Consider the following 20,684-nt stretch of genomic DNA (forward strand, 5'->3'; position numbering starts at 1 on the left):
ATGCCCCGCGACCTGACCGACGCCCCCTTCGACCGGCCCGCGTTCGACGTGGTGGTGATCGGCGGCGGCCCCGCCGGCGCCACGGCGGCCGAGGACCTGGCCCGCGCCGGCCGCCGGGTGGCCTTCCTCGACCGCGGCGGGCGCATCAAGCCCTGCGGCGGCGCCGTGCCCCCGCGCCTGCTGCGCGACTTCGCCATCCCCGACGAGCAGGTGGTGGCGCGGGTCTGCACCGCCCGGATGATCTCGCCCTCTGGCGCGCGGGTCGACATCCCCATCGAGAACGGCTTCGTGGGCATGGTCGACCGCGGCCCCTTCGACGCGTTCCTGCGCGCCCGGGCCGAGGCCGCCGGCGCCGTGCGCCTGCGCGGCGCCTTCCGCAAGCTGGAGCGGGACGAGGCCGGCCTCAGGATCCTGTGGCGCGACGCGCAGGGCGAGCGCGCGACCTCCGCCCGCCTCGTGGTCGGCGCCGACGGCGCGCGCTCGGACGTCGCCCGCCAGGAGGTGCCGGGCGGCGACGCCATCCCCTACGTGATCGCCTATCACGAGGTCATCGCCGCCCCCGCCGCGACAGGGGCCTACGATCCCGGCCGCTGCGACGTGATCTACGACGGCCGGATCTCTCCCGACTTCTACGGCTGGGTGTTCCCCCATGGCGGCCAGGCGAGCGTGGGCATGGGCACCGGCGTGCGCGGCGTGGACCTGAAGGCCGCCACCGCCGCGCTGAGGGCCGGGGCGGGCCTCGCCGGCTGCGAGACGATCCGGCGGGAGGGCGCGCCGATCCCTCTGAAACCCCTGCCGCGCTGGGACAACGGGCGCGACGTGGTGCTGGCGGGCGACGCGGCGGGCGTGGTCGCGCCGTCCTCGGGCGAGGGCATCTACTACGCCATGATCGGCGGGCGCTGCGCCGCGCAGGCGGCGGAGGCGACGCTCGCCTCGGGCCGCGCGCGGGACCTGCGGCTGGCCCGCAAGCTCTTCATGCGCGAGCATCGCACCGTCTTCCGGGTGCTGCGCATGATGCAGGACACGTGGTATCGTTCCGACGAGCGGCGGGAGCGGTTCGTGTCCCTGTGCCGCGACGTCGACGTGCAGCGCCTGACCTTCGAGGCCTACATGAACAAGCGGCTCGTGCGCGCCCGGCCGGCGGCGCATCTGCGCATCATGGCCAAGAACATCGCCCACCTCGCCCGCCTGATCCCGGCGGCGTCATGAGCGCGCCGATCCCCGCCTGGCGCGACGGGCGCCTGACGCCGGTGGACAAGCTGGAGGTGCACCGGCTGGGGCTGCGGCACCCGGCCGTCTCGGTCTTCGTCAACGCCGGCGGGCGCACGCTGCTGCAGCGGCGCGCGGCGGGCAAGTATCACACCCCCGGTCTCTGGGCGAACGCCTGCTGCACCCACCCCGCCTGGGGCGAGCCGGCCGAGGCCTGCGCGCGTCGTCGCCTGGTCGAGGAGCTGGGGATCGACGGCCTCGCCCTCGTCCCCCGGGGCCGGATCGAATACCGCGCCGAGCTCGACGGCGGCCTGACCGAGCACGAGGTGGTGGACCTTTTCGCCGCCGAGGCGGACCCCGGGACCCTGGTCCTCGCCCCCGATCCGCGCGAGGTGTGGGAGACCCGGTGGATCGACCGCGACGCCCTGCGGGCCGAGATCGCGGCCGCGCCCGCCCGCTTCACGCCCTGGCTGCGGATCTACCTGCGCGACGCGGCCGACCGGCTCATCCCGGCGGCGTGACCGCCGCGGGGGTCTGCGCCCGGAAGGCCGCGAGATGCCGGCGGATCGCCGCGTCCAGGCGCTCGGGCGCCTCCTCGTGCATCAGATGGCCGAGGTCGGGGATCAGCTCGTAGGCCGCGCCCATGCGGGCGGCGGCCTCGCGGCTCACTTCGGGCGGGACCATGCCGTCGCGCCCGCCCGCCAGCAGGGCCACGGGGGACCGGATCTCGCCCAGGCGGGCGATCAGCGGGTCGAGGTCCCAGCGCGCCATCATCGCCAGCGCCCCGGCGGCGTGGCCGGCGTCGGAGAGGAGCCGGCGGTAGAGCGCCTCGCCCCGCGCATCCAGCCGGCTGCCGGTGGCGCCCAGCAGCGCCCGCGCGAGCCCCGGCGCGGCGGCCAGGCGCGAGAAGGCGACGGGGACCAGCGGGGTCAGCGACACGGCGCGCGCCGCGGCCATGGCGACGCCGGAGAGGGGCCCGTGGAAGGCGCGCAGCGCCGCGTTCAGCCCCACCACCGGCCGCGGCCGGTCGAGCGCCATGCGCAGCGCCGCCGCCGCCCCGGCGGAATGGCCGATCACCGCCTCCGGCTCGAAATCCAGCGTCGCCAGCAGGGTCTCGAGGTCCTGCGCCATCGCCGGCAGGGCGCAGCGGGCGGGCGAGCTCGACTCGGTGAAGCCGTGGCCCGGCAGGTCGAGGCTCAGCACCGCGTGGTCGCGCGCCAGCAGCGGCGCGAGGTCCCGCCAGCTGTGGGTCGAGGCGCCGGTCCCGTGCAGCAGCAGCAGGCCCGGCCCCTCGCCGAGCCGCTGGACGTGCCAGCGGTGGCCGGGCGTGCGCACGAAGCGGCTCGCCTCGCGATGGGGCCAGTCGGCGCCCTCGCGCTCCCAGCGCATCAGGGGCGGGCCCGGGCGGGCAGGCGCGCGGCGACCGCGGCGCCGAGCGCGCCGGCCTCGGCGCGGGGCAGGGCGAGATGCGCGGCGCCGAGCAGGGCCGCGAGCTCCACCGCCTGCCGGCCCGGGCGCAGGGCGGTGTCGACGACCAGGGCGGGCAGCCCCTCGGCCCGGATCAGGGCGGCGGTGCGGGCCACGTCCTCGGCCGCCCGGGCGCGGTCGGCGGTCCCGTCCAGCGCCACGTTGGCGCGCGCGTCGGTCAGCAGCGCGAGGCAGGGCGTGGCCCCGCGCCGGCGCGCCCCGGCCGCGAGCTCGCGCGCCGCGACGAGCCCCGCGGCGAGCGGCGTGCCCCCGCCGCCGGGCAGCGCGGTCAGCGCCCGCCGGGCGCGGGCGAGGGCGCGGGTCGGGGGCAGCAGGAGCTGCGCCCCGGTCCCCCGGAAGGCCGCCAGCGCCACCACGTCGCGCGCGGCGTAGGCGCGGGCCAGCAGGTGCTCGACCGCGCCCTTGGCCTCGGCCAGCCGCGCCATGGCCGCCGAGCCGGAGGCGTCGACGAGGAAGATCACCAGCCGCTCGCTGCGGCCCGTGCGCACCGTCTCGCGCAGGTCGGAGGGGCGCACGATCACCGCGGGCGCGCCGGGCCCGGCTTCCTGCCGCCGCAGGCCCTGCCAGGGGGCGGCGGCGCGCAGCGAGGCCGCCAGGTCCAGCCGCACGCCCGAGCGCAGGCGGGCGGGGCGCAGGCCGGCGCGGCGGCCGCGGGCGGCGCCCTGCCGCTCCCGCCCCGCGCCGTCGCCCTCGGCCCGGCGGACGCGCGCGGCGGCGGCGGCCAGCCGCTCGAGCGCCCCGGCCGGCAGCGCGGCGCGCACCGCCTCCACCACCGCGTCCTGGGGCGTGGAGGCGGGGGAGGGGTCGGGGCGTTCCGACCGCTCGGATCGCGTCGGGGGATCGGCCGGGGGCGGGGCGTCGTCGGGCGAGGGGTCGGGCGCGGCCTCGGGGGGCGGCGCCTCCTCGGGGGCGGGCAGGCGGCGGGCGCGGGGGGCGAGGGTCAGGCGGGCGGCGAGGGCCACCGCCTCGGGCCCCACCTCCGCCGCCCCTTCCAGCGCGGCGGCGGCGCGGGCGGCGCGCAGCGCGAAGAGGGGCGCGCGCAGGGAGGGCTCCCCCAGCGCCGCGGCGGCGCCGGCCAGCGCCTCGACCAGGTCCTCGGCCTCCGCGGTCCCGCCCAGGCGACGGCGGGCGAGCGCCAGGGCGGCCGGGTCCGGACCGCGGGCCCGCGTCTCGGCCAGCGCCAGGCCGTCGAGGGAGAGATGCAGCGCCAGCCGCTCGCGCAGCGCCGGCGGCGCGGCGTCGCCCTGCGCATCGCGCTCCCCCTCGTCCAGCGCGACCACCAGCAGCGGCCGTCCGGCGTCGAGCGCGGCGGCGAGGGGGGCGACGAGCGAGGGCGGCAGCCGCTCGGCCATCGGCAGCACCAGCGTCAGGGGCGCGTCGCCCTCCAGCAGGCCCGCCCGCCGGCGCGGGGCGCCGGCGCGCAGCGTGGCGGTCAGGTCGAGGCCGCCGGTCAGCCGCTCCGCCTCCGCCTGCGGGGGCAGGCGCAGCCAGCGGCGGTCGGGGGTCAGGCGGCGCAGCTCCTCCAGCCAGCGGTCCCGCGCCGGGCCCGCGCCCGCGCGCAGCACCGCGCCGCCGAGCCCCGCGGGGTCGAGCGCGAGCAGGGCGGCGGCGGCCAGCGCGTCCTCCCAGCCCCGGGCGGCGGGGCGGGGGGGATCGGCGCGGGGCGCGTCGCGGGGCGGCATCCCGGTCATGCGGGCACCGTCTCCTCGATCCCGCGGCGCACGCGGGCGGCGGCGCCGGTCTCGTCCAGCGGATCGCGGCGCAGGCGGTGGCCCAGCGTCTCGGACGCCATCTCGCGCAGGTGGGCGCGGGTCACGCGCGCCTCGCCCCCGAAGGCCGCCAGCGCCCGGGCGGCGCGCATCAGCGCCAGCTCCCCGCGCAGCCCGTCGGCGCCCAGCGTCAGGCACAGGCGCGCCACGTCCTCGAGCACCGCGTCGGAGGTCTCGACCTCCCCCAGCCGCTCCCGCGCCGCCAGGATCCGGCGGCGCAGCTTGCCGTCGGCCCCGCGCCAGGCGGCGACGAAGCCGGCGCGGTCGCGCTCGAACGCGTCCCGGCGGCGGATCACCTGCACCCGCTCGGAGAGCTCGCGGGGCGAGGTCACCTCCACCGCCAGCCCGAAGCGGTCGAGGAGCTGGGGGCGCAGCTCCCCCTCCTCGGGATTGCCCGAGCCCACCAGCACGAAGCGCGCGGCGTGGCGGACCGAGAGCCCGTCGCGCTCGACCACGTTCTCGCCCGAGGCGGCGACGTCGAGCAGCAGGTCCACCAGGTGATCCTCCAGCAGGTTCACCTCGTCGATGTAGAGAAAGCCGCGGTGGGCGCGGGCGAGCAGCCCGGGCTCGAAGACCTTCTCGCCGTGGCTGAGCGCCCGCTCGATGTCGAGCGCGCCGGTCACCCGGTCCTCGGTCGCGCCCAGCGGCAGGTCGATCACCGGGGTCGGGCGGGCCCGGGTCTTCCGCGGGGCCTCTCCGCAGGCGGGGCAGCCGCCCTCGCCCTCGCAGTTGTAGGCGCAGCCCTCGGGCGCGCGGATCGGGGGCAGCAGGGCCGCGAGCGCGCGCACCGCCGTCGACTTGCCCGCGCCCCGGTCGCCCAGGGCCAGCACGCCCCCGATCGAGGGGTCGACCGCGGCCAGCACCAGCGCGCGTTTCATCGCCGCCTGTCCGACGATGGCGGAGAAGGGGAAGGGCTGGGTCATGCGGTCTCTCCCTGGCGGGCGGCGACGGAGGGCAGGCCGGGCAGGGGATCGCGCCCCTGCCAGGCGCCGGCGCGGCCGATCACCGCGAACCGGGCGTAGAGCTCCTCGGCGAACCAGCCGTTGCGGCGGGCGGCGGCGATGGCCCCGGCATGGGGGCCGCCGCCGCGGGCGAAGCGGTCCATGGCGGCGGCGTCCGGCCAGATCGAGAAGGTGACCTGCTGCAGCCAGGGGGTCTCGCCCAGGCCGATCTTGAGCAGCACGTCGGGATTGGCGCCGATCGCCGCGCTGATCGCCGGCTCCCGCCCCCAGAAGCGCAGCAGGGCCGCGGGTCGCAGGGTGGCGCGGGTCAGGGCGGCGATGGGGCCGGGGGGCGCCTCGGCGGCCGCGGGCGGCGCCGGCTCGAACGGCGCCGCGCCCGACCAGCGGCCGCGGCGCGAGAGGGGGGCGAGGAACAGGTCGAGGCTTTCCTCCGCCCGCGCCCGCCAGGCGCAGAGCGGCCGGTCCCCGGCGGCGGCGGCGCGGGCGCGCTCGGCGTCCGGCCACTCGGCCAGGATCGCCCAGACCGCCCAGTTGGGCCGCGGGGTGAAGCCCTCGCCGACGCCCGAGCCGAGCAGCTTGCGAAAGCCGATCCCCGGCGCGCGGGCCAGCGCCGGCCGGGCCAGGCCCATCTGCGCCACGGCCCAGGCCCGCGCCGCGGGCGAGGCGAATCGATACAGGCTGAGGCTGACGACGGCGATCGGTCCGTTCCCTTCTCCGGTCGGGATCTGTCTCTTTGCGTTTACAGTCGCTTCCCGGATCGCTTCCGGGATCTCTTGTATATCGGGCATTCTCCGGTCTGACAGAGTGATTGTAAATCAAAATAGACACTGCTAGCGTCGAGGCATGTCGCCAACTGCTGACAGTTTCGAGACCCCCATCGCCGATGCGCCAGCCCCGGGCGCGCCGGACGGCGCGGGCCCCCGGGCGGTGATCGTCGGGGCGGGGTTCGGCGGCCTCGCGGCGGCGATCCGGCTGGCGGCGAAGGGCTACCGGGTCGAGGTGCTCGACAAGCTCGACGCGCCGGGGGGGCGGGCGACCTCGCTGGAGGTCGACGGCCACCGCTTCGACCTCGGCCCCACCATCGTCACCGCCCCCAGCCTGCTGCACGAGCTGTGGGCGCTGGCGGGCGAGCGGCTGGAGGAGTCCTGCGAGCTGGTGGCGCTCGATCCGTTCTACAGCATCCGCTTCGCCGACGGCCTGGTCTATCGCGCCCACGCCGGCGAGCGCGACGCGCGCGAGGAGATCGAGCGCCTGTTCCCCGACGACGTGCAGGGCTGGAAGCGATACCTCGAGGACAGCCGCGAGCGCTGCGAGACCGGGTTCGACAAGCTCGGCCGCCGGCCGATGAACCGGCTGGGCGAGCTGATCGCGGCGCTGCCGCGCTTCGCCGCGCTGCGCGCCGACCGCTCGGTCCACGCGCTCGCCGCCCGCCGCGTGCGCGATCCGCGGCTGCGCATGGCGCTCAGCTTCCATCCGCTGTTCATCGGCGGCGACCCGTTCAACGCCACCTCGATGTACGCGCTCGTCACCCATCTCGAGCGGGCGGAGGGCGTGCACTACGCCATGGGCGGCGCCGGCGCGCTGGCCCGCGCGATGGCCGGGCTGGCCGAGCGGCGCGGCGTCCGCTTCCGCCACGGGGTCGAGGCGGACCGCATCACCCTGAAGGACGGGCGCGCGACCGGCGTGATCGCGACCTCGGGCGAAGGCTTTCCGGCCGATCTCGTCGTCTCCAACGCCGACCCGGGCCACACCTACGACAAGCTGCTCCGCCGCCGCGCCAGGGCGCGCTGGAGCGAGCGTCGCCTGCGCCGCGCCCGCTGGTCGATGGGCCTGTTCCTGTGGCACTTCGGGACAAGCGACAGCCGCGAGCTGTGGCCCGGGATCGGCCACCACACGATCCTCAGCGCCCGCCGCTACGAGCATCTGGTGCGCGACATCTTCATCCAGGGGACCATCGCGCGGGAGATGAGCCTCTACCTGCACCGCCCCTCGGTCACCGACCCCGGCTGCGCGCCCGAGGGCGGCGACACGTTCTACGCCCTGTCGCCGGTCCCCAACCTGACCTTCCAGCCCGGCGCCGACTGGACCGAGTTCGCCGAGGAGTACCGCCAGGCCGTGCAGGCGCGGCTGGAGGCGGTGGCGCTGCCCGGCCTCGCCGAGCGGCTGACCGCCAGCCACGTGATGACCCCGCTCGACTTCCGCGACCGCTACAACGCGCCCCACGGCTCGGGCTTCTCGCTGGAGCCGCGGCTGCTGCAGAGCGCCTGGTTCCGCCCGCACTGCGTGTCGGAGGAGGCCCGGGGCCTCTACCTCGTGGGCGCCGGGACCCATCCCGGCGCCGGCATCCCCGGCGTGCTGGCGGGGGCGGAGGCGCTCGACAGCTGCATCCCGGAGGCTTCGGCATGGCGCGGCTGACCGGGGCCGGCGATCCCGCGCCGGGGTCCCGCTTCGCGCCCGACCCGGGCGACATGGCCGCCTGCCGCGCCGCGATCCGCACCGGCTCGCATTCCTTCCACGCCGCCTCGAAGCTGCTGCCCGCCCGGGTGCGCGACCCGGCGCTGGCGCTCTACGCCTTCTGCCGGCAGGCGGACGACGCCGTCGACCTCGCGGCCGGGGGGGCGGCGGACCGGGCCGCCTCGGTCGCGCAGCTGCGCCGGGGGCTGGCGCGGGTCTATGCGGGCGAGCCGGCCGAGACCCCCTCGGGGCGCTGCTTCGCCGAGGCGGCGCGCGCCTTCGACCTGCCCCGCGCGCTGCCCGAGGCGCTGATCGAGGGGCTGGCCTGGGACGCCGAGGGCCGGCGCTGCGCGACGATGTCGGAGCTTCGGGCCTACGGCGCGCGGGTCGCGGGCTCGGTCGGGGCGATGACCACGGTTCTGATGGGGGTGCGCGACGCGGACGCCCTGGCGCGGGCCTGCGACCTGGGCGTGGCCATGCAGCTCACCAACATCGCCCGCGACGTGGCCGAGGACGCCGCCGCCGGGCGGCTCTACCTGCCGCTGGACCTGCTGCGGGCCGAGGGCGTGGATCCCGACGCCTTCCTCGCCGCCCCCGCGCCCCTCCCCGGCGTCCTCGCCGTGCGCGCGGCCCTGCTGCGCGAGGCGGAGCGGCTTTACCGCCGCGCCGAGCCCGGGGTGGCCGCCCTGCCGGCGGCCTGCCGCCCGGGGATCTGGGCCGCGCGGCTGATCTACGCCGAGATCGGCGGGCGCGTGACCGCGGGTGGGGCGGAGGGGTTCTTCGACCGCGCCCGCACCTCCTCGGCGCGCAAGGCGGCGCTCGCCCTGCGCGCGGCGGCGTGCGCGGCGGGGGATCTCGTCGCGCCCGACGCCGCCGGCCTGCGGGCGCCGCCCCTGGCCGAGACCGCCTTCCTGGTCGAGGCCGCCGCGCGCCCGGCGCCGCCGCGGCGCGACCGGGCGGGGCGCCTGCTGTCGATCCTCTCGGAGCTCGAGGCCCGCGACCGCGCCCTGCGCGGCTCCCTCGCCACCGCCGCGGCGCCCTGGTCCCGCGCGGGCGCCACGTCGCGCGCCCGCGCGCGCCAATGACTGACCGTTCGCGCCCGCGCGCGCCAATGACTGACCGTTCGCGCCCGCACGCGCCAATGAATGACCGTTGGCGCCCGCGCGCGCCGCTGACCTGCCGCGCCCGCGCGCGGCAACGACCATCCGCGACCACCCGCGGCGTCGCCCCCGCGCCGCCGCACCACACCGGAGGACGAAAGACATGAGGACGATCGCCGCATTCACCATCCTGGCCGCCGTTTCCGCGGCCGCCCCGGCGCTGGCCGCCGGCGACGCCGCGCGGGGCGAGAAGATCTTCCTGAAGTGCCGCGCCTGCCACGAGATCGTCGCCCCCGGCGGCGAGGTCGTCCAGCGCGGCGGCAAGGTGGGCCCGAACCTCTACGGCGTGATCGGCCGCCAGGCGGGCTCGGTCGAGGGCTTCAAGGGCTACAGCGACAGCATGAAGGCGGCCGGCGAGGCGGGCCTGACCTGGGACGAGGCGACGTTCACCGTCTACGTCCAGGACCCCACCGCCTTCCTGCGCGAGACCCTCGACGACGCCTCGGCCCGGGGCAAGATGACCTTCAAGCTGACCAGCGGGATGGAGGACATCTACGCCTACCTGGTCAGCGTCGACGCCGACGGCGCCGACTGACCCCCGCCCGCCCTCCGACCCCGGCGCGCGCCGTCGCGCCGGGGCGGCGGCCGGCTCCCCGATCCCCCCTCTCCTGCGGCCCCGGGCCGGCGGTCCGGCTGTGGATCGTCCGCCGCGCGTCCCGGCAGGCCCCGCCCCCGGGCGGCCCCGCCGGGCGAGGGGGGGACAGGCCCGCCGCGGCGTGCTAAAGGCGCCCGCACGCGCGGCCGGCCCCCCGAGGGGCGTCGCCTGCGCAGGGGATCGCCGCCGGAGCAGACCGCGAGCCGAGATGACCAGACCTGACCGCCGCCTTTCCGTCGCGCCCATGATGGACTGGACCGACCGCCACTGCCGGGTCCTGCATCGCAAGCTGTCCGCGCGCACGCTGCTCTATACCGAGATGGTGGTGGGCTCGGCGATCGTGCGGGGGGATGCGGAGCGGCTGCTGCGCTTCCGGCCGGAGCTGGAAGGCCTGGTGGCGCTGCAGCTCGGCGGCTCGGACCCGCAGGTGCTGGCCGAGGCCGTGCGGCGGGCCTGCGCCTGGCCCTATGTCGAGATCAACCTCAACGTCGGCTGCCCCTCGGACAAGGTGCAGACCGGGACCTTCGGCGCCTGCCTGATGCGCGAGCCGGAGACGGTCGCCGCCTGCGTCGCCGCAATGATCCGCGCGAGCGAGGCCGAGGGCGGGCCCGAGATCACCGTCAAGTGCCGCATCGGCGTCGACGAGCAGGAGCCGGCCGACGTGCTGCCGGCGTTCCTCGACCGCATCGCCGACGCCGGCGTGCGCAGCTTCGCGGTCCACGCCCGCAAGGCCTGGCTGCAGGGGCTGAGCCCCAAGGAGAACCGGGAGATCCCGCCGCTGGACCACGACCTCGTCGCCGCCCAGAAGACGCGGCGCCCGGAGCTGGAGATCGTGGCGAACGGCGGGCTCGCGGATCTCGAGGCGGCCGAGGGGCGGCTCGCGGCGGGGCTCGACGGGGCGATGATCGGGCGCGCGGCCTATCACGAGCCGACGCGGGTTCTGGCCGCGGCCGACCGGCGGATCTTCGGCGCGCAGGGGCCGGACGCGGACCCGGTCGCCGTGGCGCGGGCGATGATGGACTACATCGAAGACGAGATGGCGAAGGGCGAGCGGCTGCACCGCATCGCCCGCCACATGCTGGGCCTGTTCCACGGGCTGCCCGGCGCGCGGCGCTTCCGGCGGACGATCTCCGAGGCCGCCCACCGGCCCGGCGCCGACGCCCGGCTGATCGAGGAGGCGCTGAGCGAAGTGATCCCGGCGGCCGCCTGAGCCCGGGCGCGGCCCGCAGATCGGGCGCCGGCCGGGACGGTCCTCGCGGGCGGTTCCGGGCGTCGGGGAGCGCGGGGTCGGGGGCGGCTCTCGCGTCCGCTGCGCGGCCGCAACGCCCGCCCGCCGACCCCATCACGGACTCACGGCGCGGACTCACGGCGCAGGATCACGGCGCGGCCGCGGGGCGTCAGCCCCGGCGGGCGCGGCGGCGGGCGGAGGGTCGGTTCCCGGGCGCGCGCAGGGCGCGCTCGCGCTCGGCGAGGCCGGCCATGATCTCGCGCCGGCGCTCGGAGGTCATCCGCGACCAGGCGGCGATCTCCTCGCCGGTGCGGAAGCAGCCCACGCAGATCTTCGCCGCGGGGTGCAGCACGCAGACGTTCACGCAGGGGCTCTCGATCTCGGCGCGCCGCCAGACGGCGGCGGCCTCGGCCCGGGGGTCGTGCCCGGAATCGGATCGGTCGGTCATTCGTCCTCCGGCTCGAGCGCGGACAGGCGGTCCAGCGCGCCCTGGAGGATATAGGCCGCCGCCACGGCGTCGATCACCTCGGCGCGCCGCCGGCGCGAGGCGTCGGCCTCGAGCAGCGCCCGCTCGGCGGCGACGGTGGAGAGGCGCTCGTCCCACAGCAGGATCGGCGCTTGCGTCAGGCGCGCGAAGTTGCGCGCGAAGGCGCGCGTGGACTGGCAGCGCGGGCCCTCGTCCCCGGTCATGTTCACCGGCAGGCCCAGCACCCAGCCGCCCACGGTGCGGCCCTCCAGCGCCTCGAGCATCCGGTCCACGTCGGCGCGGAACTTCTTGCGACGCACCGTGGTCAGGGGGGAGGCGATGCGCCGGCGGCCGTCGGAAATCGCCATGCCGATGGTGCGGTCGCCGAGGTCGAGGCCCACGAGCTGGGCGTCGCGCGCGAGCAGCGGGCGCAGCTCCGCCGCCTGGGCGGATTCGAGGATCGGGGCGAAGCCCGGGCGCGCGTCGGTCATTCGGCGACCCCCGCGCCGCGGGCGGCGTCGGAGAGCGTGGCCTCGGCCTCGGCGTCGCCGGCATGGGCTGCGCGCGCGGCCGCGTAGGCGGCGGCGGCGTCGCCGGTGCGGCCCAACACGCCGTAGGCGGAGATCAGGCGCGCCCATTCCTGCGCCGAGCCGCCCTCCGCCTCCAGCCGCTCGGCGAGGCCCGCGACCATGCCCTCGATCATCGCGGCGCGGTCCTGGGCGGTCATCTCGCCGGCGGCCTCCATCTGCTCGCGGCTCGGGCCGGGCAGGGCGGGGGCGGCGGGCGCGGGCCCGGCTTCCTCGAGCTGGCCGGCCTGGGCGGCGGCCTGCTCCAGGTCGGCGATCTGGGCGCGGATCGGGGCGATCCAGGGGGCGTCGGCGGGGCCTTCGCGCAGCAGCGCGCGCCAGAAGCGCAGGGCGAGGCCGTAGCGCCCGGTCTGGGCCAGCGCGAGGCCCGCGTAGTAGCGCCCGACGGCGTTGGTCGGATCGGCCTGCAACGCGCGGCCGAGCTGGGTCTCGGCCTCCGGCGAGACATAGCCGCCGGCCGAGAGGATCATCGCCTCGGCCAGCGCCACGCGGTCCTCGGCCGGGGCGGCGTCGCCCTGCAGCTCGATCGCCTCGCGCATCGCGGCCTGGGCCTCTTTCACGTCGCCGAGCCGCATCAGGCTGTCGGCGAGCAGGCGGCGCCCGCGCACGTCGTCGGGCCGGTCGGCGAGCGCGGTGCGCAGCTGGGCCACCAGGTCGCGCATCCGCGTCTCCTCGGGCGTGGGCTCGGCCTCCGGCTCGGGCGACTGGGCGGCGGCGAGCTGCGCCTCGGCCTCCGCCTGGGAGGGGCGCTGCGCCTGGCGGGAGCGCACCTCGTCGAGGCGCGCCTGCAGCGGCCGGTCGGGGGCGCCGCCGGCGCCGAGCCAGAGATAGAGCCCGCCGCCGCCCAGCAGCACCGCCGCCACGAGCCCGGCCGCCAGCGCGCGCGAGGCGGCCTTCGGCGCCGGGCGGGCGGGGGCCTGGCGCTCGGCCTCCGCGGCGGCGGCGAGCAGGCGTCGGGAGATCTCGGCGCGGCTGCCCTCTGCCTCGGCCGGGGCCAGCACGCCGCGCTCGACGTCGCGGTCGAGGCTGCGGAGCTGGTCGCGGAACACCTGCACGTCGCGGGCGGCCTCGGGCTCGGCCGGGGCGGCGGCGGTCAGCAGGGGGCGCGCCAGCCAGGCGGCGGCGAGCAGGGCGGCGACGAGGGCGGCGATCCAGAACTCCATGCGGCTCCCCTAGCCTCGCGCGCGCGATCCGTCCACCGACGCCCGCGTGAGCGGCCCCGCCGCGGCGTCATGTCCCGCGCCGGCCCGCGGCTCGCGGCGCCCCGGGGCGGGAGGGCTCGACGCCCCCGGGCCCGACCCCGCGACGCCCGTGCGGGACGCCCGTCCGGGGAGGTTGCGCGGGGCGCGCGCGCGCGGCGGGCGAGGGCGGTGCGGCGCGGGCCCGGGGCGGCGGCGGCGTCCCTCGGGTTCCCGCCCGCGACGCCGGCGGGGGTTGCGACGCGCCGCCGCTGTCGCTTTCCTTGGCCGAGACGGCGTTTCCGCGCCCCCGGCCGCCGGAGGGTTCCGGCAGAAGGGGGCCGACGCGCCTCGCGCCGCGTCCCGCCCGCGCAGTCCCGGAGGTTCCCCCGCCCATGGCCCGCTATTCGGTCTTCGCCATCGCCCGGCACGCCGCCTCCTGGCACCAGGGCTGGGAGAAAGCCTGGCGCTCGCCCGAGCCCAAGTCCGAGTACGACGCGATCGTCATCGGCGGCGGCGGGCACGGGCTCGCCACCGCCTACTACCTCGCGAAGAACCACGGGATCCGCAACGTGGCGGTGCTGGAGAAGAGCTGGCTGGGCGGCGGCAACACCGGGCGCAACACCACCATCATCCGCTCGAACTACCTGCGCGACCCCTCGGCGGCGATCTACGAACTCGCCCGCGGCCTCTACGAGACGTTGAGCCAGGAGCTGAACTTCAACATCATGTTCTCCCCGCGCGGGGTGCTGATGCTGGCCCAGACCGAGCACGAGCTGCGCGCCTACAAGCGCACCGAGAGCGCCAACCGCGCCCAGGGCATCGCCACCGAGATCGTCTCGCCCGAGCGCTGCCGGGAGATCGTGCCGATCCTCAACGTGGCGGGGCCGCGCTATCCGGTGCTGGGCGGCCTGTGGCAGGCCCGCGGCGGCACCGCGCGCCATGACGCGGTCGCCTGGGGCTATGCGCGCGCGGCCTCGGACCTCGGCGTCGACATCATCCAGGGCTGCGAGGTCACCGGCATCGACCGCGACGCGAACGGCGTGACGGGCGTGCAGACCACCCGCGGGCCGATCCGCACCCGGAAACTGTGCATCGTGGTCGCCGGGCATTCGGGCGTGCTGGCCGAGATGGCGGGCTTCCGCCTGCCGGTCGAATCCGTGGCCCTGCAGGCGCTGGTCTCCGAGCCGATCAAGCCGGTGATCGACTGCGTGGTGATGGCCAACACCGTGCACGGCTACATGAGCCAGTCCGACAAGGGCGAGCTGGTGATCGGGGGCGGCGCGGACGGGTTCAACAACTACACCCAGCGCGGCAGCTTCCAGCATGTCGAGGAGACGGTGCGCGCGCTGGTCGAGACCTTCCCGATCATCTCCCGCCTGCGGATGCTGCGCCAGTGGGGGGGGATCGTGGACATGACCGGCGACCGCTCGCCGATCATCGGGCCGACGCCGGTGCCGGGGATCTGGATCAACTGCGGCTGGGGCACGGGCGGCTTCAAGGCGATCCCCGGCTCGGGCTGGGCGACGGCCGCGATGATCGCCAACGGCGAGGACCCTGTGGCGGGGCCCTTCGGCCTCGAGCGCTTCCGCGAGGGACGGATGATCGACGAGTCGGTCGCCGCCGCGGTGGCCCATTGACCCGCTCAGTCGTTCCCCCCGTCCCCGCCGTGTCCGCCGCCGGGCGCCCCGTCGTTCGGGCCGCCGGCATTGTCGCGGCCGCGATGACGCCGGCGCAGCTCGGCCTCGACCGCGGCGCGGGCCGCGGCCTCGGTGGTGCGGTCGGCGCGGGTCCCGGGCCGGCGCCGGCGGCGCAGCAGCACCCACACGAACACCGCGCCGATCAGCGCGAAGGGCGCCCATTGCATCAGGCCCGCGGCCCCCGTCTCGTCGCCCATGCGCGTGTCTCCCTGCGCCGCGCGGCCCGCCGCCGCGATTTCGCCCCGATTTCGGGCCGTGTTTCGTCCGCTTCGCCCAGAAACGGCCGGAATAGTTATCGGTCCGTTCCTGAAAACCGTTGTAAAGGGTGCAACACGGCCATGAACAGTGGTTGGAACCTCGCCGAACGCCCCTATGTCCAGGGTCGGAACCTTAACCGACACGAGGAGACATCGTCATGGCTGACGGCAATCGCAACGGCGCCAACCCGCTTCTGGCTTTCATCGTCGGCGCCCTGCTTGTGGTCGCGGTGGGCGGCGGCATCCTCGCCTACACCGGCAACCTGCCGACCGGCGCGGGCGCGGACGACGGCCCGTCCGTCACCCTCAAGCTGCCCGACGTGGACGTCGACAAGAACTGATCGCCGGCCGGCGCGCGCCCTCGGGCGCGCCCGCGCGGTCGTGAGTTCGGTCGTGACGTCGGTCGTGACGTCGGTCGTGACGTCGGTCGCGATGTCGGGAGGGGCCGCCTGATGCTCCTCCTGACCTGCCCCCACTGCGGCGTCTCCGCCGAGGAGACCGAGTTCCACCCCGGCGGCGAGGCGCACCTGAAGCGCATCGGCCCCGACGGCGACGACGACGCCTTCATGGGCTACCTGTTCGAGCGCCGGAACCCCAAGGGCGTCCATTTCGAGCGCTGGCGCCATGCCTTCGGCTGCGGGAAGTGGTTTCACCTCGCCCGCTGCACCGTGACGCTCGAAGTCTTCGGCGCCTATCGCGCCGACGTGCACGCGCCCCCCGCCGAGATCGTCGAAAGAATCCAGGCCCGCCGCCCCGGCTGGACGCCCGAAGGGGAGGACGCCTGATGGCCCGTCGCCTGCCGCAGGGCGGTCGCCTCGTCGACCGCTTCCGCCCGCTGCCCTTCGACTGGAACGGCAAGCGCCTCGAGGGCGTCGCGGGCGACACGCTCGCCTCGGCGCTGCTCGCCAACGACAAGGTCCTGATGGGCCGCTCGTTCAAGTATCACCGCCCGCGCGGGGTGGTGGGCGCATCCTCGGAGGAGCCCAACGCGCTGGTCGCGGTGGGCGCGGGCTCGCGCCGCACGCCCAACCTGCGCGCCACCACCACGCAGCTCAAGGTCGGCATGCAGGTGGAGAGCCAGAACCACTGGCCCAGCCTCGAGGCCGACGTCGGCGAGCTGAACGCGCTCGCCGCGCCGTTCTTCCCCGCGGGTTTCTACTACAAGACCTTCATCCACCCCCGCCGGGCGTGGAAGCACGTGTTCGAGCCCTTCATCCGCCAGGCCGCGGGCCTGGGCAAGGCGCCGACCGCGCCCGATCCGGACCGCTACGAGCACTTCCACTACTATACGGACGTGCTGGTGGTGGGCGGCGGGGTCTCGGGCCTCGCCGCCGCGCGGGCCGCGGCGGGCGCGGGCGCGCGGGTGCTGCTGGTCGAGCAGGGCGCCCACTGGGGCGGCCGCGCCCCGGCCGACGGGATCGAGATCGACGGCGCCCCCGCCGCCGACTGGATCGAGGCCCAGGTCGCCGCGCTCGCCGAGGCCGGCGTCGCGATGCGCCTCAACACCCAGGCCGCGGGCGTCTACGACCACGGCTACGTGCTCGCCTCCGAGCGGCTGGAGGAGGCGCCCGAGGGCGGTCCCGCCCTGCGCGAGCGGCTGTGGCGGATCCGGGCGAAGCAGGTGGTGCTGGCGTCCGGCGCCATCGAGCGGCCGGTGGCCTTCGCCGGCAACGACCGTCCCGGCGTGATGCTGGCGGGCGCGGTGCGCGACTTCCTCGACCTCTACGGCGTGGCCGTGGGGGACCGGGTGGTGGTCGCGACCAACAACGACGACGCCTACCGCACGGCGCTCGCCCTGCACGCGGCCGGCATTGCCGTGCCCGCGATCCTCGACGCGCGCGAGACGCCGACGGGCCCGCTGGTCGAGGCGGCGCGGGCGGCGGGGCTGGACGTGCGCGGCGGCTTCGGTCCGATCCGGACCGAGGGCCATTCGCGCGTCAGCGGCCTCGCCGTCGGCCGGGTCGACGGCAACGGCGTGGGGGTCGAGACGATCCCCTGCGACGCGGTCGCCGTCTCCGGCGGCTGGTCGCCGGCGGTGCACCTGTGGAGCCACTGCGGCGGCAAGCTGACCTGGGACGAGGCGACGCTCCAGTTCCGCCCCGACCCCAAGCGCCCGCCGACCGGCGTCGACGGCGAGGGTTTTGCAATCTGCGCCGGAACCGCCAACGGCGAGCTGCACGCGGTCGCATCGCTCGCCGATGCGGCGGTCGCGGGCGCCAGGGCCGCCGCCGCGGCGGGCGCGACGGGCGAGGCTCCGGCCGCGCCCAAGGTCTCCGCGCCCGAGGAAGGGGCCGTCGTTCCGCTGTGGACCTGCCCTGCGAAGATGCCGCCGAAGCTGGCCGCCAAGGCGTTCCTGGATTTCCAGAACGACGTGAAGGTCTCGGACGTGCAGCTCGCCAGCCGCGAGGGCTACGTCTCGGTCGAACATGCCAAGCGCTACACCACGCTGGGCATGGCGACGGACCAGGGGAAGCTGTCGAACATCCCCGGGCTGGCGGTGCTGGCCGAGGCCCGCGGCGCCCCGATCCCCGAGGTCGGGACCACCACCTTCCGCCCGCCCTACACGCCCCTGACCTTCGGGGCGATCACGGGCTCGGCCAAGGACGAGCTGTTCAAGCCGATCCGCCGCACCCCGCTCGACGCCTGGCTCGACCGCCACGGCGCCGTGTGGGAGCCCGTCGGCGACTGGCGGCGCCCCTACGCGATCCGCCAGCAGGGCGAGAGCACCGAGGAGGCCGTGAACCGCGAGATCCTGGGCGTGCGCCGCTCGGTCGGGATCCTGGACGCCTCGACGCTCGGCAAGATCCTGGTGAAGGGGCCGGACGCGGCCGCGTTCCTCGACCGGCTCTACACCAACATGATGTCGACGCTGAAGCCGGGGCGCTGCCGCTACGGGCTGATGTGCACCGAGCAGGGGTTCCTGTTCGACGACGGCGTCGCCGCCCGGTTGAGCGAGGACAGCTTCCTCGTCCACACCACCACCGGCGGCGCCGACCGCGTCCACGCCTGGATGGAGGAGTGGCTGCAGACCGAGTGGTGGGACCTCAAGGTCTACGTCGCCAACGTCACCGAGCAGTGGGCCCAGATCGCCGTCGCCGGCCCCAACGCCCGCAAGGTGCTGGAGAAGGTGAACGCCGCCGGCGGCGGGGAGATGGACGTCTCGAAGGCGGCGCTGCCGTTCCTCGCCTGGGCCGAGGGCCGGCTGGGCGCCTTCGACGCGCGGGTCTACCGGATCTCCTTCTCCGGCGAACTGAGCTACGAGATCGCCGTGCCCGCCTCCCAGGGCCAGGCCCTGTGGGACGCGCTGATGGAGGCGGGGCGCGAGTTCGACGTCCAGCCCTACGGGACCGAGGCCCTGCACGTGCTGCGCGCCGAGAAGGGGTTCATCATGATCGGCGACGAGACGGACGGGACCGTCACGCCGCTGGACCTGAACCTCGGCTGGGCGGTGTCGAAGAAGAAGCCGGACTTCATCGGCAAGCGCGGCCTGATGCGCGCCGACCTGACCCGCCCCGACCGCCTGCGCCTGGTGGGGCTGGAGACGGAGGACCCCAGGGTCGTGCTCCCCGACGGCGCCCATGCGGTCGAGGGCCGGCTGGCGGACGGGCGCGAGCGGACCGTCGGCCATGTCACCTCGACCTACTGGTCGCCGACGCTCGGCCGCTCGATCGCCATGGCGCTCGTCGAGAACGGGCCCGAGCGGATGGGCGAGGTCCTGACTTTCCCCGTCCCGAACGGCCAGCCGATCCGGGCGACGATCGTCTCGCCGGTCTTCTTCGACCCCGAGGGGGAGCGCAACGATGTCTGATCCCGCCGTCTCCTGGTCCCGCGTCCGCGACCGCGGCATGATCGGCCTGCGCGCCGACCTCTCGGTCGGGGTCGTGCGCAAGGCCCTGCAGAAGGCCTGCGGGCTGCCCGTCCCCGAGACGCGCCGCCTGTCGGTCAGGGACGACCGCCGCCTCGCCTGGATGAGCCCGGACGAGCTGCTGCTGGTGCTGCCCCGGGCCGGGACCGCGCCCGTCCTCGCCGCCGTGGCCGAGGCGATGGAGGGGCGCCACCACCTGGCCGTCGACCTCTCCGACGCCCGCGCCCTGTTCCGCATCGAGGGGCCCGGCGCGCGCGAGACGCTGGCCAAGGGCGCGCCGGTGGACCTGTCGCCGGCGGCCTTCGGCCTGCACGACTTCCGCCGCTCGCGCCTCGGGCAGCTCGCGGCGGCCTTCGGGCAGGTCGCGGAGGAGCCGGACGCGTTCGAGATGGTCTGCTTCCGCTCGGTCGCGGCCCATGTCGAGCGCTGGCTCGACGTCTCCTGCCGCCCGGGGAGCCTGCCGGGGGTGTTCTGAGGCCGCCCCGCCGACTCGCGCCCGCCGTCGATTCCCGGCCCGCCGCGCCCCGCGCGGCGGGCCATGCATTTGCGGACATGCTGCGTTGCAGCAGGCGCGAGGCTGGGCCCGCAGCGCCGTCCCGGCAGGGCGGCCAGAGCGCCCCCCAGGCGGCGGCCGCGCTTGTCCCGGCGCCTTCAGACCGTCCGCCAACCCCTTCCGCGGCAACGCCATGAACGGCGACTGAGCGCAAAAAGCCCCCGCGCTTCAAGCACTTGCAGCGGTCCAACTGACGTGCGCGTCAGGTGGCGGCGAGGGCGCCGATAGGGTCAACGCTGCTGACCAAGCCATGCACGAAATGCAGAGCGGCTTTCGAAATTACCGCACTGCACAAAACGGTAAGGAGTTCCGATTATAACAGCCAAGCAAACGACGAACGACGCCCCGCTCGACGCGGACCTCGGGACGGAAACGAGACCAGCGCCGGGGCGGACCCAGGATCGGAGAAGACGGATGACCAAGAAGCTGACCCACATCGAGATCGCCCAGATCGAAGCCGACGCCCGCCGCCTGCGCGCCGTCGCGATGCGCGACATGGTCCTCGGCCTCGGCGCCTGGCTGCGCGGCCTCTTCGGCGGCCACGCCGGCGCCGACGCCCGCCGCGCCTGAGCGGCCCCGGCCCCCGGGCCGGACGCGGTCCCCAGGACCGCCTGAACGACGCCGACGACGGAGATGTCGTCGAGCGGTCCGCGACGGACGCGTCGTCAGATGATCGACGACCGAGACGTCGTCAAGAGATCGCCGCCGCCGAGGGTCCTCCCTCCCGAAGCGTCGGTGGAACAGGGGCGAAGGGTCCTCCCTCCCGACGCCTCTGCGAGACCCTCAGGGCATCGGCCGCTCTCCTCCCTGCGGCCCGCCTGAACGGTCCTTGCCCCGGCCGGTCCTCCCTCCGGACCGGGGCGCCCATTCCGCCGCGACGGGTCCTCCCCCCGGCGCGGCGGCGAGACAGGGGCGAAGGGTCCTCCCTCCCGCCGCCCCTGCGAGACCTTCGGGCCCCCGCCGCTCCTCCCTGCGGCCGGCCCGGACGGTCCTTGCCCCGGCCGGTCCTCCCTCCGGACCGGGGCGCCCATTCCGCCGCGACGGGTCCTCCCCCCGGCGCGGCGGCGAGACAGGGGCGAAGGGTCCTCCCTCCCGCCGCCCCTGCGAGACCTCCGGGCCCCCGCCGCGCCTCCCTGCGGCCGGCCCGGACGGTCCTTGCCCCGGCCGGTCCTCCCTCCGGTCGGGGCGTTTTCTTCCGCCGCGAAGGGTCCTC

Annotated in this window: 20 protein-coding genes; 12 read left to right on the top strand and 8 right to left on the bottom strand. The window is 76.4% G+C overall.

The genetic code is table 11. The features are described from left to right. Entirely contained in the window at positions 1-1,209 is a 1,209-nt protein-coding gene (locus BM064_RS03505) for a geranylgeranyl diphosphate reductase (protein WP_092857942.1), read from the top strand. Next, positions 1,206-1,730 carry an isopentenyl-diphosphate Delta-isomerase gene (locus BM064_RS03510; RefSeq protein WP_092857944.1) on the top strand — a complete coding sequence of 175 codons (525 nt, stop codon included), beginning with the start codon at positions 1,206-1,208 and terminating at the stop codon, positions 1,728-1,730. The genes BM064_RS03505 and BM064_RS03510 overlap by 4 nt, the downstream gene beginning before the upstream one ends. Here BM064_RS03510 and bchO read toward each other — a convergent pair. Genes bchO through crtA form a run of 4 tightly spaced genes read right to left on the bottom strand, consistent with a single transcriptional unit; the run spans position 1,714 to position 6,186 of the window. Then, positions 1,714-2,598 (bottom strand): alpha/beta fold hydrolase BchO, encoded by an 885-nt coding sequence (bchO, locus tag BM064_RS03515; protein WP_092857946.1) that lies wholly within the window; start codon positions 2,596-2,598, stop codon positions 1,714-1,716. The genes BM064_RS03510 and bchO overlap by 17 nt on opposite strands. Beyond that, the gene (locus tag BM064_RS03520; protein WP_245779043.1) at positions 2,598-4,388 is read right to left on the bottom strand and encodes a magnesium chelatase subunit D; all 1,791 of its coding nucleotides are present in this window, start codon (positions 4,386-4,388) and stop codon (positions 2,598-2,600) included. Before BM064_RS03520 ends, bchO begins: the two co-directional genes overlap by 1 nt. Further along, positions 4,385-5,389 carry a magnesium chelatase ATPase subunit I gene (gene bchI / locus BM064_RS03525; RefSeq protein ID WP_092857948.1) on the bottom strand — a complete coding sequence of 335 codons (1,005 nt, stop codon included), beginning with the start codon at positions 5,387-5,389 and terminating at the stop codon, positions 4,385-4,387. The genes BM064_RS03520 and bchI overlap by 4 nt, the downstream gene beginning before the upstream one ends. Then, positions 5,386-6,186, bottom strand: coding sequence for a spheroidene monooxygenase (crtA, locus tag BM064_RS03530; protein WP_425426142.1), 801 nt, complete (start codon positions 6,184-6,186; stop codon positions 5,386-5,388). The genes bchI and crtA overlap by 4 nt, the downstream gene beginning before the upstream one ends. 85 nt (positions 6,187-6,271) lie before the next feature. Here crtA and crtI point away from each other — a divergent pair, with 85 nt between their 5' ends. From crtI to dusA, 4 genes are all read left to right on the top strand, one after another. Continuing rightward, the gene (gene crtI / locus BM064_RS03535) at positions 6,272-7,843 is read left to right on the top strand and encodes a phytoene desaturase family protein (protein WP_092857950.1); all 1,572 of its coding nucleotides are present in this window, start codon (positions 6,272-6,274) and stop codon (positions 7,841-7,843) included. Beyond that, positions 7,831-8,967, top strand: coding sequence for a phytoene/squalene synthase family protein (locus tag BM064_RS03540; protein ID WP_092857952.1), 1,137 nt, complete (start codon positions 7,831-7,833; stop codon positions 8,965-8,967). Before crtI ends, BM064_RS03540 begins: the two co-directional genes overlap by 13 nt. A gap of 178 nt (positions 8,968-9,145) precedes the next feature. Then, entirely contained in the window at positions 9,146-9,577 is a 432-nt protein-coding gene (locus BM064_RS03545) for a c-type cytochrome (protein ID WP_092857954.1), read from the top strand. Positions 9,578-9,845: 268 nt separating this feature from the next. Next, positions 9,846-10,847, top strand: coding sequence for a tRNA dihydrouridine(20/20a) synthase DusA (gene dusA / locus BM064_RS03550; protein WP_092857956.1), 1,002 nt, complete (start codon positions 9,846-9,848; stop codon positions 10,845-10,847). A 187-nt stretch (positions 10,848-11,034) separates the two neighbouring features. Here dusA and BM064_RS03555 read toward each other — a convergent pair whose 3' ends face one another. From BM064_RS03555 to ccmI, 3 genes are read right to left on the bottom strand one after another with little or no spacing between them, the layout of a single operon-like run. Next, positions 11,035-11,313 carry a DUF1289 domain-containing protein gene (locus tag BM064_RS03555; protein WP_092857958.1) on the bottom strand — a complete coding sequence of 93 codons (279 nt, stop codon included), beginning with the start codon at positions 11,311-11,313 and terminating at the stop codon, positions 11,035-11,037. Beyond that, positions 11,310-11,822 carry a Holliday junction resolvase RuvX gene (gene ruvX / locus BM064_RS03560; RefSeq protein WP_092857960.1) on the bottom strand — a complete coding sequence of 171 codons (513 nt, stop codon included), beginning with the start codon at positions 11,820-11,822 and terminating at the stop codon, positions 11,310-11,312. Before ruvX ends, BM064_RS03555 begins: the two co-directional genes overlap by 4 nt. After that, on the bottom strand, positions 11,819-13,081 hold the full coding sequence (gene ccmI, locus BM064_RS03565) for a c-type cytochrome biogenesis protein CcmI (RefSeq protein ID WP_092857962.1): 1,263 nt from the start codon (positions 13,079-13,081) through the stop codon (positions 11,819-11,821). Before ccmI ends, ruvX begins: the two co-directional genes overlap by 4 nt. A 410-nt stretch (positions 13,082-13,491) precedes the next feature. On the opposite strand from ccmI, the gene BM064_RS03570 reads away from it, so the two are divergent. Next, positions 13,492-14,736 (top strand): sarcosine oxidase subunit beta family protein, encoded by a 1,245-nt coding sequence (locus BM064_RS03570; RefSeq protein ID WP_092857964.1) that lies wholly within the window; start codon positions 13,492-13,494, stop codon positions 14,734-14,736. Positions 14,737-14,741: 5 nt separating this feature from the next. Here the strand turns inward: BM064_RS03570 and BM064_RS03575 are convergent, their stop codons facing one another. Then, positions 14,742-14,993 carry a hypothetical protein gene (locus BM064_RS03575; protein ID WP_092857966.1) on the bottom strand — a complete coding sequence of 84 codons (252 nt, stop codon included), beginning with the start codon at positions 14,991-14,993 and terminating at the stop codon, positions 14,742-14,744. 218 nt (positions 14,994-15,211) lie between these two features. Here BM064_RS03575 and BM064_RS03580 point away from each other — a divergent pair, with 218 nt between their 5' ends. The 5 genes from BM064_RS03580 to BM064_RS27340 all read left to right on the top strand — a co-directional run bounded on the left by BM064_RS03580 (position 15,212) and on the right by BM064_RS27340 (position 20,041). Beyond that, positions 15,212-15,394, top strand: coding sequence for a hypothetical protein (locus BM064_RS03580; protein ID WP_092857968.1), 183 nt, complete (start codon positions 15,212-15,214; stop codon positions 15,392-15,394). A 111-nt stretch (positions 15,395-15,505) separates the two neighbouring features. Further along, the gene (locus tag BM064_RS03585) at positions 15,506-15,838 is read left to right on the top strand and encodes a sarcosine oxidase subunit delta (RefSeq protein ID WP_092857971.1); all 333 of its coding nucleotides are present in this window, start codon (positions 15,506-15,508) and stop codon (positions 15,836-15,838) included. After that, the gene (locus tag BM064_RS03590) at positions 15,838-18,861 is read left to right on the top strand and encodes a sarcosine oxidase subunit alpha family protein (protein ID WP_092857973.1); all 3,024 of its coding nucleotides are present in this window, start codon (positions 15,838-15,840) and stop codon (positions 18,859-18,861) included. Before BM064_RS03585 ends, BM064_RS03590 begins: the two co-directional genes overlap by 1 nt. After that, the gene (locus BM064_RS03595; RefSeq protein ID WP_092857975.1) at positions 18,854-19,393 is read left to right on the top strand and encodes a sarcosine oxidase subunit gamma; all 540 of its coding nucleotides are present in this window, start codon (positions 18,854-18,856) and stop codon (positions 19,391-19,393) included. Before BM064_RS03590 ends, BM064_RS03595 begins: the two co-directional genes overlap by 8 nt. Positions 19,394-19,885: 492 nt before the next feature. After that, positions 19,886-20,041: an RSP_7527 family protein gene (locus BM064_RS27340; protein ID WP_177236132.1), complete on the top strand. Its 156-nt coding sequence runs from the start codon at positions 19,886-19,888 to the stop codon at positions 20,039-20,041. Positions 20,042-20,684 lie beyond the last annotated feature (643 nt).

Origin of the sequence: Albimonas pacifica (assembly GCF_900113695.1) — a bacterium.
Taxonomy (GTDB): domain Bacteria; phylum Pseudomonadota; class Alphaproteobacteria; order Rhodobacterales; family Rhodobacteraceae; genus Albimonas; species Albimonas pacifica.